General features: G+C 70.6%; 12 protein-coding genes. 9 read left to right on the plus strand and 3 right to left on the minus strand.

Features of this window, described 5'->3' with window-relative positions; all coding sequences use genetic code 11:
• Positions 1-85: 85 nt before the first annotated feature.
• Positions 86-1501 (minus strand): glycosyltransferase family 2 protein, encoded by a 1416-nt coding sequence (locus tag FHR38_RS00805; RefSeq protein ID WP_184531899.1) that lies wholly within the window; start codon positions 1499-1501, stop codon positions 86-88.
• 317 nt (positions 1502-1818) lie between these two features.
• Here FHR38_RS00805 and FHR38_RS00810 point away from each other — a divergent pair, with 317 nt between their 5' ends.
• Both FHR38_RS00810 and FHR38_RS00815 read left to right on the plus strand, forming a co-directional pair.
• On the plus strand, positions 1819-2367 hold the full coding sequence (locus tag FHR38_RS00810; RefSeq protein WP_221448864.1) for a sigma-70 family RNA polymerase sigma factor: 549 nt from the start codon (positions 1819-1821) through the stop codon (positions 2365-2367).
• Between the two features lie 24 nt (positions 2368-2391).
• Positions 2392-3639 carry a sensor histidine kinase gene (locus FHR38_RS00815; protein WP_184531901.1) on the plus strand — a complete coding sequence of 416 codons (1248 nt, stop codon included), beginning with the start codon at positions 2392-2394 and terminating at the stop codon, positions 3637-3639.
• Positions 3640-3696: 57 nt separating this feature from the next.
• On the opposite strand, the gene FHR38_RS00820 is transcribed toward FHR38_RS00815, so the two are convergent.
• On the minus strand, positions 3697-6120 hold the full coding sequence (locus FHR38_RS00820) for a hypothetical protein (RefSeq protein WP_184531903.1): 2424 nt from the start codon (positions 6118-6120) through the stop codon (positions 3697-3699).
• Between the two features lie 3 nt (positions 6121-6123).
• The gene (locus FHR38_RS00825; RefSeq protein WP_184531905.1) at positions 6124-6789 is read right to left on the minus strand and encodes a response regulator transcription factor; all 666 of its coding nucleotides are present in this window, start codon (positions 6787-6789) and stop codon (positions 6124-6126) included.
• Between the two features lie 155 nt (positions 6790-6944).
• Between FHR38_RS00825 and FHR38_RS00830 the strand changes: the two genes are divergently transcribed.
• From FHR38_RS00830 to FHR38_RS00860, 7 genes are all read left to right on the plus strand, one after another.
• Entirely contained in the window at positions 6945-9473 is a 2529-nt protein-coding gene (locus FHR38_RS00830) for an Hsp70 family protein (RefSeq protein ID WP_221448865.1), read from the plus strand.
• A gap of 109 nt (positions 9474-9582) precedes the next feature.
• Positions 9583-12504: an AfsR/SARP family transcriptional regulator gene (locus FHR38_RS00835; RefSeq protein ID WP_184531909.1), complete on the plus strand. Its 2922-nt coding sequence runs from the start codon at positions 9583-9585 to the stop codon at positions 12502-12504.
• A 67-nt stretch (positions 12505-12571) separates the two neighbouring features.
• Positions 12572-12811, plus strand: a complete 240-nt coding sequence (locus tag FHR38_RS00840) for a hypothetical protein (RefSeq protein WP_184531910.1) — start codon at positions 12572-12574, stop codon at positions 12809-12811.
• 69 nt (positions 12812-12880) lie between these two features.
• Entirely contained in the window at positions 12881-13369 is a 489-nt protein-coding gene (locus FHR38_RS00845; RefSeq protein ID WP_184531911.1) for a thioredoxin family protein, read from the plus strand.
• A 3-nt stretch (positions 13370-13372) separates the two neighbouring features.
• Entirely contained in the window at positions 13373-15151 is a 1779-nt protein-coding gene (locus FHR38_RS00850; RefSeq protein WP_184531912.1) for an ABC transporter ATP-binding protein, read from the plus strand.
• The gene (locus FHR38_RS00855) at positions 15148-15459 is read left to right on the plus strand and encodes a S24/S26 family peptidase (RefSeq protein WP_184531913.1); all 312 of its coding nucleotides are present in this window, start codon (positions 15148-15150) and stop codon (positions 15457-15459) included. The genes FHR38_RS00850 and FHR38_RS00855 overlap by 4 nt, the downstream gene beginning before the upstream one ends.
• Before the next feature lie 3 nt (positions 15460-15462).
• Positions 15463-15963 (plus strand): MauE/DoxX family redox-associated membrane protein, encoded by a 501-nt coding sequence (locus FHR38_RS00860; protein ID WP_184531914.1) that lies wholly within the window; start codon positions 15463-15465, stop codon positions 15961-15963.
• Positions 15964-16015 lie beyond the last annotated feature (52 nt).

The following is a 16015-nucleotide window of genomic DNA, read 5'->3' on the forward strand; positions in this document are numbered from 1 at the left end:
GGATGCAGCGCCTGGATTCATCTGTGGCACGCCCCGCGCGCCAGTCGGGGTTCACCTACCGTCACGGGTCGTCCGTCGGGCGGGCCTATTTGTGTCGCCACCATGACCGCGTGTTGGCCCGGTCGTACTTGCGGAACTCCGTGCTGACCTGGCGACCGTGCACGATCATTCCCGCGTACCAGGTGCGGGCCACGTAGTTGAACGGCCCCATGTCGACCGGGCCGGACTCCCGGCCGTTGGTGACGCAGAAGTCGAACAGGTCCCGGCAGAAGTCCAGCACCGTCTCCCGCCGGCCACCGGTGAGACCGGCGTTGAGCAGTGGGGCACCCCGGTTGTCGGACAGGAACTGCAACAGTTTGGCGCTGCCGCCGTGCTGGTACACCATCCACGGGATGCACAGGGGCGCGGGCTCGTCCCCCAGGTACAGTCGGTCGTCCATCTCCGGGAACGGATCGTGCAGCATCTCCACGTCGGTACCGTCGACGCACCACACCTGGTCGATCTCGGGGTGCTCGCGCAGGTAGCGCCAGTAGCACAGCCAGCGGTGGAAGTACGGCGAGCCGCCGGCCCCGCCCGGAGCCACCCGCACGTGCGTGACCAGATCGGTATCCGGCTCGTCGAGGCAGTCGTGCAGCACCACCAACCGTCGGCCGTGCCCTTCGACGGAGTGGCGCAACTCGGTCAGGTCGGCGTAGTTCGGCGTCCAGGCGGTGCCGCGCTGCGGGTCGGGCTGCGCGGTGAGGTAGGTCGTCAGCACCACGTTCTGGGCCGCCGCCGCACCGACCGGGCGGGTACGGAACTCGCGGTACTCGGTCGAGGTGTAGCTGGCCTCCGAGCGGGTCTTCAGGTTGCGCACCAGACGGAAGCGCTCGCTGTCGGCCACGCTGGAGCCGACCCTGGTGCGCTCGTCGCAGCTGAAGATGAGGTCCTCGCTGCCCACCACGTCGGCGAACCGGAACGAGGTCAGGCCGAGATTGTAGATCCGGTTGGAGATGTCCACGTGCTCGTAGCCCCACCGGCCGTACCGGGTGTCGTACCCGCCCACCCGGTCCAGCACCCGCCGCTCGAAGTAGAGCATGCAGCCACGGGGATGGGTGTACGCCCGAAGCTGCCCGTCCCGGTAGATCTCCATCGAATCGGTCAGCCGGCCGCGCGGGGTGTCGGTGAAGATGTACATCAGATGCGGCTCGGGGCTGTCGATGTACGGCCGCTCCCAGCCGTCCACGACCGGCCAGCAGTCGTCGTCGAACAGGAACAGGTGCGTACATCCTCGCTCGACCAGCAGTTCCAGACACTTGTTCTTGGCTCGGGCGATACCGGCGTTGCACTCGAAGCGGAACGTCGCCTCCTCCACCGGCTCGTCACTGGCGTCGTCGACCACGACGATCACGGCACCGCTGGGCGCGTACTTGCGGATCGCCTCCAACGCGATACGGAGCACGGCGCCCCGGTTGTGCGTCGTGATCCCGATGCCCACCGCCGGAAAGTCCGTCTCCTGCATGCCCACCTCATCGGTCGGGGCGCCATGGCGCCGTCACTCGGGATCGCCGCCGGGCAGCGGTGCCAGCCGTCACGGCGGTGCCGGACGACGGTTACCACCGGCCCACCGCCACCGGGTGCGAGGTCGTCCACATGGGGCACGGCATCGCGGCACCGTCGGGTTCACCGGTCGAACGGCGAACCGGCGGTGACACCCGGTGAACCGCCGGTACCGGCGGAAAAGGTAGGGATAACCCTCGCCAAGCCGCGGGTTGGCCCCCATCGGGAGCAGGGGCCGCACCATGTCGGGTCACCACCCTCCGGCGGCACTGTCATGGCATGGCCGATCGAGTGCAGAGCAGGCAGCACAGCAGCGCGCTGGCGAGCGAGTCCCAACTGCGCGAACTGATGGATACCTACCAGCAGCCGCTGCTGAGGTACGCCCAGCGGCTGACCGACGGCGACATCGGACACGCCGAGGACGTGGTGCAGGAGGCGTTCCTGCGGGCGTGGACGCACCTGGACCGGCTCACCGCCGACCGCGGGTCGGTGCTGGGCTGGCTGCGCCGGGTGGTGCACAACCTGGTGATGGACGGGTACCGCAGGAAGCGGGCCCGGCCGACCGAGGTGGACATCGAGATCGCCGCCGCGGAGGCCACGGCCGACCCGACGAGCGTCGTACTGGACTCCCTGGTGGTCGATCAGGTGCTGCGTGGACTGTGGCCGGAGCACCGGGCCGCGCTGGTGGAGGCGTACCTGAACGACAGGACCGCGGCCGAGATCAGCGCGGAACTGGGGGTACCGGTCGGCACGATCAAGAGCCGGGTGCACTACGCGCTGCGGGCGGCCCGCAAGGCGTCGGCGGCTCACCTGCTCTGCGCCGTGTGAACGCGCGGAAGCGACCACAGCCGCATGAGCGCCCTGAAGGCGACCACAGCCGCAGAAGCGCACCTGGAGGCGATCACAGCCGCAGAAGCGCATCTGGACCCGACCGTGGCACAAGGCCACCGAGCCCACGATCCGGGCCGGTACGGGTCGACCGGGGTCGCCTACAGTGGGCACATGCACCGCGCGACGGAGCAGACCAGCGGGTCATTCCCGGTGCCGATGCCATCGGACGAGGTGGCACGGGTGGTCGACGCGGTACATGGCCTGCCGGGGTGGGCGTCGCCGGGAACACAGGCTGAGGCCCTGGTTCGGGCGCTGGGTGGTTGCCTGGACGCCGCCGTCGTCACCATCGCGCTACGGCTGCCCCTGTCCGCCGATCGCGACGCGGACCCGCCGGGCGAACAGGTCGTACAGGAATACTGGTGGACCGCCGCCGGTACCGAAGCCGCGATATCCGTGACCGGGACGGCACCGATCCGGCTGTACGACGGCGAGCAGGTTACCGCCGACCTCGTGGTCGAGCCTCCAGCGGCAGCCGAGCGACTGCGCCGGTGGCCCGAGCTGGAAGCGGTGATCCGCCTGCTGGTCGACGACATCCAGGCACAGTTGGTCACCAGCAGTGCCGAGAGGCTGATCGCCCAGAACGCCGTACTGGTGGCCGACGCCCGGCTGCGGGCGGCGGGCGAGATGGAGCGCCAGCGGTACCAACTGGAGCGTGACCTGCACGACGGCGCCCAGCACCACATGGTCGCGTTGCAAATGTCGCTGGCCATGGTGGAGCACCAGCAGGAGGCCGGCAATGCCGCTGAGGCGGGGCGACACCTCGACCGGCTGCGTGAGCTGCTGGCCAGCACCGAGGAGGTCCTCCACACCACGGCGACCGGACTGCTGGCGCTGCCCCTGGCCGAGCATGGTCTGGTTGCCGCGCTGACGGCCCGGCTGGGCCCGTTGGAGACGGTCGCTCTCGACATCGACCCGCTGACGACCGGCCGGCGCTACCCGTCCGACGTGGAGGCCACCATCTACCTGACCTGCCTGGAGGCGATCAGCAACGCGCACAAGCATGCCCCCGGGGCGAGGGTCACCCTGACGCTGCGCACCACCGCTCGTGGCCTGTCGTTCGAGGTGGCGGACACCGGGCCGGGGTTCGATACCGGCGGACGCATGCCGCTGCACTACCTCGCCGACCGTCTGCGGTCGGTCGGCGGCACCCTGACGGTCCGGTCGAGCCCGGGCAGCGGCACCCGGGTAGCTGGGTTCGTCACGATCTGATCTGGCCGGCACCGGCCTCGGCGGAGCACCGACGGGCAGGCGAGAGCCACCACCCGGTCATCCGCCGTCGCCACCGGTGAGCAGCCGCTCGCAGGTACGGACCAGCGCCGCGCACGCACCCCGCACCTCCGGCCCGCATTCGGGCACCGTGGACTGGGCCCGCCAGAACGCGAGCGCCCGGCGCGCGGCCTCGGTCACCTGCGCCGCGTCGGCGTCACCGGCCAGACCAAGCCGGGCCCGGGAGTCCGATCCGTACGCGCCAAGCAGTCGCCGGGCGTCGTCGTCTCCGCGCGGCAGTCTGATCCGCTGCCGCTGCAGTGTCTGCAACAGATCCAGCTCTGCCACCTGGTAGGCACCGGCCACGGCCGCCTCCATCGCATGCGCGAGTTCGTCGTCCAACCGACCGACGGCGTGACAGGCAGCCAGGGCGCGCAGTACCCATCGGGCGGCCAGTACCCCGGCGTGTGCTGGCAGCAGAGCCCGCATTGTCTCGTCCACGGTGCGGCCACCGCCGGCCGACGGGTACCAGTCGACGACCGCGTCGCTCGTCGTCCGCAGCCATTGTCGTGCCCTGGGCGTCGCGGCGACCCCCTCGGCCAGCACACAGATCACCATCGGCGAGAACCCGTCCCCGTCGGGAGCCCGCAGCACCGTGAGGAACTCCGACTCTGCCGCGCTGGCCGGGCCGCCCAACGCGAGCAGGACCACGTCCGGTGAACCGTACGCTCCATCGGACCAGTGTCGCAGCCGGACGGCTAGATCGGCGTCGACTCGATCGCGACAGTGCAGCACCCGCAAGCCACGCAGCGCCTCGACGGGGATCTCGACCAAGAGCTGGTCAAGGCCGACCGCTGCGTCCGGCCAGAGGAAACCGGACCAGTCGGGGATCCGGACCGGCCGCCACGGTGCCACACCGGCCAGCGGGGCGAGGGTGATCCGCCGGCGCGGCCCGTACTCGTAGCAGGTGGGTATGGCTCGCGCCGCGACCGGCGGGGCCAGGTCGCTGTCCTCGGGAAGCGCGCACAGCACCCGCAGCAACTGCTCTGCCTGCGCCCCGACCACCAGGACCCGGGCACGGTGGTCCTGTCGCGCGAGGGCGACCCGCACCGGCACACTGTCCGCCAACGCTTCCCGGCGGTCCACGAGCAGGCGAAGCAGGCGACGCATGGCGGCACCGGCGGGGCCGCCCGCTCCGTCAAGGTCGTCGGATTCCCTGGCTGGTCCCGACGACACCGGTACGGTGTCGCGCATCTTCTCCGGCCGTTTCCCGTCGAGCCGAGGACCACCACCGAGCCGAGGGCCGCCACCGAGCCGAGCGTCCCCGCCGAGTCGTTCCGGCAACTGGACGTCCACCACCGTCGCCACTCGTCCGGGTGTCTGACCGACCCTGAGCCGCCCGCCGAGTGCGGCCAGCCGCCGAGAGTCGTGCCGCAACACCGCGGCGACGGCGGCCGGGTCGACCGCGGCACGGTGTGCCCGGACCACCAGAACGTCGCCGTCCCGGGACAGCTCGACGGACACCGGGCCGCTCCCACCATGGACGCCCAGGGCCGCCATCACCGAGGCAGCGGCCTGGTACAGGCTTGACTCGATCTCCCAGCCCTGGCGCCGGCCGAGATCCCCGTGGAAGACCACGGGTGCGGACAGGGACGCGGCGATCTCCTCCAACGCGGCGGCGACTCCGCTTCCCCGCAGGACCTGCGGATACACGCCGCGGACCACCGTCCGGAATCCCTCGATCATCTCGTGCAGACCAGCACGGATCGTGGCGGCGATCGCCTCGGCCTCCGCTGAACCGGCGGCCAGTGCGTCCTGCAGGGAGTGGGCGTGGCTCAGGATCGCCGCTAGCTGCCGGTCCGGCGTCGCCGTCACCGCCGTGGCAAGCCGGTCACGCTCCACGGCCTGCACCGCGGACAACTCCAGCCGCACGACATCGGCCTGCCGGACCGCCGGAAGGGTCCGGGCCCGCGCCGCCGTACCCGCCGCGAGATGTCGCGCCAGGCGCAGCAGCAGGCCGACACAGACCGCCGTCTCGCCCAGCACGGCCGGCGGTGTGGGCCAGGGCTCGGGCTGCTCCCGGTGGGCCAGCACCAGGATGCCGTACCGCGCCCCGCTGTCGGTCACCTCCACGGTCGCGACGACGCCGGGCGCGGTCAGCAACAGATCGGGCTCGTCGGCCCGGTCCGGTAGGTTCGCCCCTGGCGTCGGGCCCCGAAGCTGCCATGCAACGGCGGGAGCCCACTGCGAGCCGACGACATCATTGGTTGTCGGCAGCCACAGCGCCACGTACCGCACCTGGTAGGCATGGCCGAGTCCACGCAGCAGCATCCGCAGGGCCGATCGATATCCGCCGAATCCGTCATCCGACCGGTCCGCGCCGGGCAGCGCACCCAACGAGGCGAGCCGGGCCAGGATGGTGAACGGTCCGGACGGCTGCGGCAGGCACGTCGGCCCGCTACCCGGGGCGGGGGTTCGGGGCACCCGCTAACCTGCCATCCGGTTCGACCGGAGGTACGCCAGCACGGCCAGGACCCGCCGATGATGCGTCATGGGCTCGGTGGACAGCTTCAGTTTGGCGAAAATGCTGGCAATGTGTTTCTCGACCGACTTGACCGACAGAAACATCTCCCCGGCTATTCCCGCATTGGACCGCCCCTCGGCCATCAGTCGCAGCACACCACGCTCCCGGTCCGTGAGGTCCGCCAATGGGCCTCGGGTCTGCGGGCTCGGCCGGTCCACCAGGTTCACCGCCAACGCCGGCTCGATCACGAGTTCGCGGGCGGCGATACGGACAAGTGTGTCGGCGAGCACGGCCACCCCCGCCACCTGGTCCTTGAGGCGGTACCCGATGCCCTCGGTCCCGATCTCCAGCAGTCGGTAAAGGTAGTGGGCCTCGGCATGCTGGGAGAGCAGCAGCATTCCCACGCGGGGGTACCGCGCTCGAATCCGCTGGGCGGTGTCCAACCCGCCGTCCAGGCCCGGTGGCATCCGGATGTCCATGATGGCCACCTCGACCGGCGTTACGGCCAGCAGTTCGAGTAGCTGGTCACCGTCCTCCACACAGCCGACAACCCGGTGGCCCGCAGCGGACAAAAGCAGTTGCAGACCCTCCCGGAACAGCGCACCATCGTCCGCCACCGCTACATCCATTGGTCGGCCTCCTGAAACAGTGCCCGTCGTCTCGGAGCCGTCACCGCTCCGAGCACCATAATTTGTCTGGCCTCGATCCATTGTGATGGTGACTCAAACGTCGATAACCTATCGGTCCTGAACGAGGGGGCTGGATGTACGGGGTCGGTGTTGACTTGGGTACGAGTTTCGCCGCCGCAGCTGTGGCGTGCGACGGAGCCCTCGACATGATGCGGCTCGGCGGGCAGGCGATAGTGACCCCATCCGCCGTGTACCTCGACGAAGACGGCCAACTGGTGACCGGTGAGGCCGCCGATCGCCTCGGTCTCCAGGATTCCAGCCGGGTCGCTCGGGAATTCAAGCGTCGCCTCGGCGACCCCACCCCGGTGGTCCTCGGCGGCACACCACACTCCCCCAGCGCGTTGATGGCCGCCCTGCTCCATTCGATCGTGGAGCGGGTGACTCAGACCCGGGGCGCGCTGCCTGACCACATCGTGCTGACCCACCCGGCCGTGTGGGGCCCCTACCGGCGGGAGCAGTTCGCCGCCATCCCTCCCCTGGCGGGCCTGCCCCGACCGGTGAGCCCACACACCGACCCGGTACCGCCGGTCTCCGGCGAACCGACGATCCATACCGTCACCGAGCCGGTGGCCGCAGCAACCTACTACTGCTCCACCCATCCCCTGCCCCGGGACGGTCTGCTCGCCGTCTACGACCTGGGCGGGGGGACCTTCGACAGCGCCGTCGTACGCAACGGCGACGACGGACTCGAGATCGTCGGCACCCCGGAGGGCATTGAGTGGCTCGGTGGTGCCGACTTCGACCAGGCCATTCTGGATCACGTCAATCGTCAACTCGGCGGTGCCATCGACAAGCTGGATCACGTCGACCGCGACGCCGCGGCGCTGCTGGCCGCGGTCCAGCGCGAGTGCGTCCTGGCGAAGGAGGCTCTCTCCACGCGCTCGCAGGCGGATGTCACGGTGTCCCTGCCCGACGGCGATCGACACGTGACCATCACCAGGGAGCTGTTCGAGAGGACGATCACTCCCTCTCTGGACGCCACGGTCGAGGCGTTCCGGCGGACTCTGACGACCGCCGGCATCACGCCGCGAGACCTCACCGCGATCCTCCTCGTCGGTGGCTCGTCGCAGATACCGCGGGTCGCCGAGGTGCTGCGTGACACGTTACGACGGCCGATCCTGCTCAATACCCATCCGAAGCACGCGGTGGCGCTGGGCGCCGCCATGCGCGCCGCTGACACCATCACCGCGCGGATCGCGCCACCCGGGCGGCGCACCGTCATCGGTGTCATGCCGCCAGCGAACCCGCCGAAAGGTGCCACGGCCGGGGCTGAAGCCAGCCCGGCAGAAGCCGAGGCGACCACGACCGGGGCTGAAGCCAGCCCAGCGAAGGCCGACCCCGCCACGGCCGAAACTGGAAGCGGCACGGACACCCCGATCGCCACCACCACCACGGCGGGTTTGTCCGCGCCGCCTGCCCTCGCATCGGAGCCCACCGGAGCCCCCTCAGACGTACGCCGACAGGTGCCAACCACGCGCGGTCCGATACGACGCCGATTGCCGTCGCGATACCTCCTACTGCCCACCATCGTCGGTCTCGCCGCCCTGCTGGGCGCGTCGTTCCTGATCGCACCCATGCTGCGACCTGGTCAGACGCCGGTCTGCGGCACCGCCGACATCGCCCGATACCAGCCGGCGACGGCTTCCTCGACCGCGGGCATGGATTACGCCGCGGCCAACGCGGTCGACAGCAACGCCACCAGCCACTGGAGCAGCACCACCGGCGATCCACAGTGGCTCCAAATCGACCTGGGCAGGCAGGTCGACGTGTGCGGTGTGTCGATCCAGTGGGCAAGCACATTCGCGACGGCGTACCAGATCCAGATGTCGGTCGACGGCCGGACCTGGACCGACGTCTACTCCACCACAACCGGTGACGGCGGCAAGCAGCGATTCGCCGTCTCCGGCACCGGCCGGTACGTACGCGTGCTCGGCACCGCCCATGCCAACGGCTCCGGTTATTCGATTTCGGATCTCGCCGTCCACACCAACGGGGCCCCGGTCAACCCGAACATCGCGCTGCCCGGCACCACCCACTCGGCCAGCGCGAGCCCGACGAGGCCCGTCCCCACCACCGCCAAGTCGACCGCGTCCGACCGGAAGGCACAAGGTCAGGCCACCCGGAACACGGCTCCAACCGGGTCTGCGGAGGTTCCCGCCGGCAGTACCAGCGGAATACGGAGTGTGGCCACCGGACTCTGCGTGGACAGCAACACCGAGCCGGTGGTCACACTGAACGGCACGCCCATGGGTGGGCAGGCCTTCGCCGCTGCCTGCACCAGCGCGGTCAGCCAGAAGTGGCGCGAGGGACCGCCGCTTTCCGAGGACACTGCCCCGGGTGCCGACTGGTACCGGCTACTCAACCAGATGACCGGATTCTGCTTCGACAGCGATGGCAACGGTCTCGTCTACACCCTGCCGTGCCTGAACCCGAACCCGCATCAGCTCTGGCAGCGGGTCACCAATCCGCGCCCGGCCAGCGGGTCGATACGGTCCGGCACCGTGGTCGCCTACCGCAATCTGCAGACCGGACGGTGTATCAGCCTGGCGTCCGACAAGAAGGTGGAAACCCTGCCCTGCCCATCCGGCAACAGTTGGCCGACCAGCATGCTGTTCTGGCGCTGACCAACGGAGCCTCTGGCGCGCTGACCGACAGAGCCTCTGGCGCGCTGACCGACAGAGCCTGACCGGAACGCCCGATCGCATCCAAGTGGCACCGCGCTAGCTTTGCGCGGTGCACGAGTACCAAATCGGCATCCTCGGCCGGGTCGAGTTACGCGTCGACGGGGCAGCGGTGTCGCTCGCCCCACTGGAACGGGCATTCGTCGCCAGCCTTGCGGCCCACCAGGGACGCATCGTCTCCGTCGACCGCCTGATCGACGGCCTCTGGCCGAAACATCCGCCCGCGAGTGCCCGTAACCGGGTCCAGGCGATCGTCGCCTCGGTCCGACGCCGTACGACGCCAGAGCTGATCCTCACCAGGGCGCCTGGCTATGAGTTGAACACCGCGGTGGCCGTGGACGCGGCGGAGTTCGCCACCGCCGTGCAGGCCGCGGCGGCCACCACCGACGCGCGCTGCGCCGTGGAGCTGCTCGACCAGGCGCTCGCGCGCTGGCGCGACGACGCGTTCGTCGACGTCGACGCGAGGTTGGTCGACCTCGAACGCGATCGCCTGGGTGAGCTGCGCGAGCACGCGGTCGAGCTTCGCGTCGAGGCACTGCTGTCGCTCGGTCTGCACCAGGAGCTCGTGCCGGAGTTGACCACACTGGTGCGTGATCGGCCCCTGCGGGAGCGGCTACGCGGCCAGCTCATGGTGGCCCTGCACCGTTGCGGCCGGCAGGCGGAGGCACTGGCCGTGTACCGGGCCGGGGCCCGGATCCTCGCGGAGGAACACGGCATCGACCCGGGGCCGCGGCTACGGCAACTGCACCAGGAGATCCTCGGCAGCGAGCGGGAGCCGTCACCGCGAGCGTGGATACGCCCCAATCAGCTTCCCGGCGTCACCGGTGACTTCGTCGGACGGGGCAAGGAGCTCGGGCTGCTGCTGTCGTTGCTGGGTCGTATCCCACCGGCCGTCGGGGCCGCGCAGGTCGTCGTCGTGACCGGGCTGGCGGGAACGGGAAAGACCACGCTGGCCCTGCGCGCGGCACACGAGAGCCGCCATCGCTTTCCCGCCGGTTGTCTGTACGCGGACCTGCGGGGCAACACCCCGGAGCCGGCGCGGCCCGACGCGGTGCTCGGCGCCTTCCTGCGTTCCCTCGGGGTGGCCGGCGAGGCCGTCCCGACAGCGGCTGAGGAACGCGCCGCACTGTATCGATCCGTGCTCACCGACCAGCCCATGCTGGTGATGTTGGACAGCGCGGCGGACGCGACGCAGGTGCGTCCGCTGTTGCCACCCGGGGGTAGTAGTGCTCTCATCACCAGCACGTCGGCGCTGTCCGGGTTGCCCGGCACCGAGGTCGTCCCCCTCGACGTGCTGCCGGTCGGCGACGGCCTGGACCTGCTGGCCGGGCTCGCCGGCACCGAGCGGATCGACCGAGAGGCCGCGGCGGCGACCGACGTCGTGGAGCTGTGCGGTCGCCTTCCGCTGGCGTTGCGCATCGTCGGGGTGCGGTTGGCCGAGCGGGAGGCCATGACCGTGGCACGGCTGCGAGACCGGCTGCGCGACGAACGACGCCGCCTCGACGAACTGTCGCTCGACGGGCTCGACGTGCGCAGTAGCTTCACGGTCGGCTTCGAGCGCCTGCCACCGTCCGCCGCGCAACTGCTCGCAGTGCTCAGCCGGACGTCGCTGCACAGCTTCGGCATGTGGGACGAGACCACCGAGCCGCTACTGGAACAGCTGTGCCGCGCCCACCTGCTGACCGCCGACCCCGGCGGCCGGGTGCGCATGCACGACCTGGTCCGGCTGCATGCCCGGGAACGCACCGACGTCGCCGCCCAGCAGGTGATCGCCTGGTACGCACGACTGCACGCGTACGCCGCACGTGCCGACGCGTCGCTGCCCTGTAGGGCCCTGCCGGTGGCGGACGTGGTGTCCACGATCGACGCCTGGAACGCCGTCGACTGGTTCGAGGAGGAGCGGGAGAACCTGGTGGCGGCGGTGCGGGACCTGCTACGGCTGGACGCGGTCGACCTGGCCGGGCGGTTGGCCTGCACGATGGGCAACTTCGCGATGATGCGTAGCCAGCACCTGCCCGAGTTCGCCGACTGCCTGAGCGACGTGCTCGACCGTCACGCCGATCTACGGTCGGCGACCCGGATGTCGCTGCGGCTCCACCTGGGCACGGCCTACCGGCTGCTGAACCGGCAGGCCGAAGCCGTGCCGCTGCTGCGCGCGGCGCACCGGGACAGCCGTGGGTCACTGGTGGCGCACCGGCTCGTCGCTCTGCAGGGCTACTCGCTGTGCTGCCGCCAACTCGGTCGGTTGCGGGAGGCGGACGCTGCGCTGCTGCTGATGGTACGGCTGTGCGCCGCGCACTGGCCGGTCGGCCCGGTCGGCGGTCACGTGCTGCTGACCCTCGGCATGCAGTACGGGCAGTATCAGCCCACCTCATCGTTCGCCTACGCCGCCTGCTCCGCAGCGCTGCGGCTCTTCGAGGACGGTGGCGACCTGTGGGGCTCGGCGCTCGCGCGGGAGAGCATCGGGCTGCTGCATCGGCATGCCGAACGGTGGCCGCAGGCCCTGGCGCACCTGCGGCAGGCGGTGACCACCGCTGGACGGCTCGGTGACCGGATGAGCGTGACCACCGCCGAGCAGGCGCTGGCCGCGACGCACCTCGCCGCGGGGGACACCGCCTCCGCACGCCGGCTGCTGGTCCGTACCGGGTCGGCGTTTCGCGAGATGCGCCACCAGTGGGGCGAGGCGATCTCCCGCCGTTTCCTCGGCAAGGTGCATCTCGAGGAGGGCAACGCCAATCAGGCGGTGGCCGAGCTGGAGGCCTCCGCGGCCATGCTGCGCGACATCGAGCAGCCGTTCCCGCTGGCGAACTCGCTGAGCCTGCTGGCGCAGGCCCACGCGAGCCTGGGACGACACGACCGGGCCGTCGCGCTGGGCCGCGAGGCGCTGCACATCTTCGAGCACTTCAGCGCCGCGTACGCCGATGACCTGCGCGAACGGCTGGCGCAGTGGCAGAGCGCAGCCCATGCGCAGTAGAAGCGCAGGGCGAACGCAGCGACGGCCAGCACAGTGATGGGCATCCACCCACAAAGGAGGTCATCCCATGACCAAGCTCATCACCCGCCTCGGCGACGTCGTCCTCGACCGGGTGCTCGGCCGTGAGGAGGCCGGCGCCTGCGTGCCGGAGCACGGCCAGAAGTGCTCGTGCGTCGCGTCCGACGGTTACTGCTCGGGCGGTGACTACTTCCGCCGTTACCGGCAGGGCTACTACAACTGCAACGGCGCGTGCGTGACCTCGACGTCGAAGACGCTCTGCTACGTCAAGAAGGCCGGCGCCTGCTGATCTGGTTGTCCGCCGGGGGCCGCGCCGCTCGGCGCGGCCCTCACCTCTCTGACTCGCCGAGGAGTTCTCATGCAGGCTCTCGCCTACGCCGCCATCGCTGTCATCGGCGCGGTCGCCGTGCTCAACCTCGTCCTGACCTTGGCCCTCGCCCGGCGGCTGCGCGAGGTGCGGACTGGCCACGACCACGACCACGACGGCGAGCCCATTCCCGAGGTGCTGCCCGCTCCGGGCCTGAAGGTCAGCGGCCTCCCGCACGCCGACCTGACCGCCGGCCGGCGCACCGTGGTCATGCTGACCCCGACCTGTCCCCCGTGCCAGACTCTCCTTGACACCCTCACCGCCGACGCCGAGCGCTACCGCCACGACACCTTCGTGTTCATGATCGGTACGCCGCAGGAGACGGCGGCGATGGCACCGCGCCTGACCGACTTCGACACGGCGACGATCTCCGAGCCACTCGCCGAGAAGGAGTTCCAGGTCAAGGGCTTCCCTGCGGTGCTGTCGCTCGTCGACGGGGTTGTCGTCAGCGCCGACCACCAGCTTCCGGTCCTGGCCTGAGGCGTGGCCACGCTGCGAGCCGCCCTGCGGCTGGGCTGCGCCGACCCGAAGGCGCTCGGCGCCATGCTCGCCCTCATCCTCGTCGGCGCGGCACCGCCGCTCGGCGTCGCCTGGTTCACGAAACTGCTCTTCGACGAGGTCAGCAAGGGAGGCGCGGCCAGCCCGTCGACCGCGACCTGGTACGCCGTGACGATCGCCGGCCTGGGAGCCGTGGCGGCGATCGCCAACCGCGTGTCCGGCTACTTCACCACGGCACTGCAGAACGCGATCACGATCGCCGCCGACGTGCAGCTGTACCGGAAACTGAACACCTTTCTCGGCCTGGGCCCCTTCGAGCAGCCGGCCCTGCGCGACCGGCTGGCGCTGGCCCAGCAGGCCGCCAACCAGGCGCCGTACGCGGTTGTCATGTTCGCGGTCGGCGTGGCCCAGAACGTCGTCACCCTCGGTGGCTTCGCCGCGATCCTGACGTCGCTTTGGCCGCCGGCCGGCCTGCTCCTGCTCGCCGTGGCCGTACCCGACTTTTTCATCCAACTACGGCTGTCCCGGCGAGCCGCGCAGGCCGTGGAGGACAGCGCCAGCCTGTTCCGGGCCCGGTTCCTGTTCCAGGCCGTGCTGACCGATCTGCGCGCTGCCCGGGAGGTGCGCCTCTACCAACTCGGCCGGTTCTTCCACGACCGGCTCACCGGTGCCGTCCGGGGGGCCGCCCGGATCGAACTGGCCGCCGCGCGGCACGTCACGGTGGTGCAGACCTGCTGGGCGCTGGCCGGTGCCGCCGTGACCCTCACCGCGACGGTGATCGCGGTGAACGCAGCGGTCCGCGGCCGGCTCAGCCTCGGCGACCTCACCCTTCTGCTGGCCGCGTTCGGCGCGGCACACGCCGGCCTGGCCGGCATCGCTGGCCAGCTCGGCGACGCCGGCGCCGCCATGCGACTGTTCCGGCACTACGTCGCCGTTCTCGACAGTCCCGCCGACCTGGCCGACGGGACCCTGCCGGCACCGCCGCTGCGCAGCGGAATCAGGTTCGAGGACGTGTGGTTCCGCTACGACGAGGGCGGCCCCTGGATCCTGCGGGGCGTCGACCTCACGATCCCCGCCGGTGAGGCCATCGGGCTCGTCGGCCTCAACGGAGCCGGCAAGAGCACCCTCGTCAAGTTGCTCTGCCGGTTCTACGACCCCGATCGCGGCCGAATCACCTGGGACGGCGTGGACCTGCGCGAGCTACGGGTCGAGACGTTACGCCAGCGGATGGGGGCGGTGTTCCAGGACTTCATGTGCTACGACCTCACCGCAGCGGAGAACGTCGGCATCGGCCGACTGCCGCACACGGCTGAGCAGGTCGAGGAGGCTGCCGCGCGCGCCGAGATCCACGACCGCCTCCGCGCCCTCCCCCACGGATACGACACGTTGCTCAGTCGTACCTTCGCCGACCAGGACGGCGAGCCCGGGGTGACGCTCTCCGGCGGCCAGTGGCAGCGGGTCGCACTCGCCAGATCCCTGATGCGCGCCGACGCCGACCTGCTCATCCTGGACGAGCCCAGCTCCGGGCTCGACGCCGACGCCGAGACCCGGGTACACGCGTCGCTAGCCCGGATCCGCCAGGGACGCACCGGGCTACTGGTCTCCCACCGGCTCGGCACCCTGCGCGACGCGCAGCGCATCGTCGTGCTCGACGCCGGACGCGTCGTCGAGTCGGGCGCGCACGACGAGCTGATGACGGCCGACGGTGAGTACGCGCGGCTGTTCCGTCTCCAGGCCGACGGCTACCAGTTGGCACCGTCATGATCGGCTGGCTGCGTCGCCGCTGGCGCCTGGTGGTGGTACGTGGGCAGAGCATGGCCCCGACGCTGCGCGACGGCGACCGGCTCATCGTCCGCATCGGACGGTCACCGGCCAGCGGTGACCTCGTCGTCTTCCGCGCGCGCGACGTCGTCCCCGATGCGGACCTAACATGGATGGTGAAACGCGTACACCGGGTCGAGCCGGACGGTGCCGTAACGGTGCGCGGGGACAACGCCCACAGCCAGGACTCACGGCATTTCGGGGCGGTGCCACGCGAGGCGATCCTCGGCGTGGCCAGAGGGAGGCGATGACACATGTACGTCGAGATCGGGTGCCGGGTGCTGCTCGGCTTGGTCCTGCTGGCGGCGGCGGTCGGCAAGGTCTCCGGCCGGGCCGCCTACCGCGAGTTCACCCGCTCGGTTCGCGACATGGGCTTCCGACCGGCCGGCCCGCTCGCCGCAGCCGTGATCACCGCCGAGTTCACCGCCGTCGTCCTGCTGGCGGTGTCTCCACTGGCCGGGTTCCTCGTGTCGGCCGCCCTGCTGCTCGTCTTCACCACCGCCATCGTCATGAACCTGCGGCGGGGCGGTGGCACCTGCCGCTGTTTCGGCCGCACCGCCGCGCCGCTGGGCTGGCACCACGTGTGGCGCAACGTGTTCCTTGTCGGCTGCGCCATCGTCGGCATGCTCGCACCGACCGGCCCCGTACGCCCCGGTGAAACGGTCCTGGCCGTCGCCGGCGCGCTGGTCGCCGGTCTGCTGGTCGTCATGCTGGACGACCTGCGCTACCTGTTCGGCACGGCCAACCGCGCGTGACCTCCGAGTCGGTTGATTCGGGCCTCATACATGTTCGGCCACCCGGCGGACC

It is taken from the genome of Micromonospora polyrhachis, from assembly GCF_014203835.1.
GTDB classification, from domain to species: Bacteria; Actinomycetota; Actinomycetes; order Mycobacteriales; family Micromonosporaceae; genus Micromonospora_H; species Micromonospora_H polyrhachis.

What these genes read in the sequence shown, in the direction of transcription:
- FHR38_RS00805 (WP_184531899.1), bottom strand. Translation starts at nt 1,501, where the DNA reads ATGCAGGAGACGGACTTTCCGGCGGTGGGCATCGGGATCACGACGCAC.
- FHR38_RS00810 (WP_221448864.1), top strand. Translation starts at nt 1,819, where the DNA reads ATGGCCGATCGAGTGCAGAGCAGGCAGCACAGCAGCGCGCTGGCGAGC.
- FHR38_RS00815 (WP_184531901.1), top strand. Translation starts at nt 2,392, where the DNA reads ATGAGCGCCCTGAAGGCGACCACAGCCGCAGAAGCGCACCTGGAGGCG.
- FHR38_RS00825 (WP_184531905.1), bottom strand. Translation starts at nt 6,789, where the DNA reads ATGGATGTAGCGGTGGCGGACGATGGTGCGCTGTTCCGGGAGGGTCTG.
- FHR38_RS00840 (WP_184531910.1), top strand. Translation starts at nt 12,572, where the DNA reads ATGACCAAGCTCATCACCCGCCTCGGCGACGTCGTCCTCGACCGGGTG.
- FHR38_RS00845 (WP_184531911.1), top strand. Translation starts at nt 12,881, where the DNA reads ATGCAGGCTCTCGCCTACGCCGCCATCGCTGTCATCGGCGCGGTCGCC.
- FHR38_RS00855 (WP_184531913.1), top strand. Translation starts at nt 15,148, where the DNA reads ATGATCGGCTGGCTGCGTCGCCGCTGGCGCCTGGTGGTGGTACGTGGG.
- FHR38_RS00860 (WP_184531914.1), top strand. Translation starts at nt 15,463, where the DNA reads ATGTACGTCGAGATCGGGTGCCGGGTGCTGCTCGGCTTGGTCCTGCTG.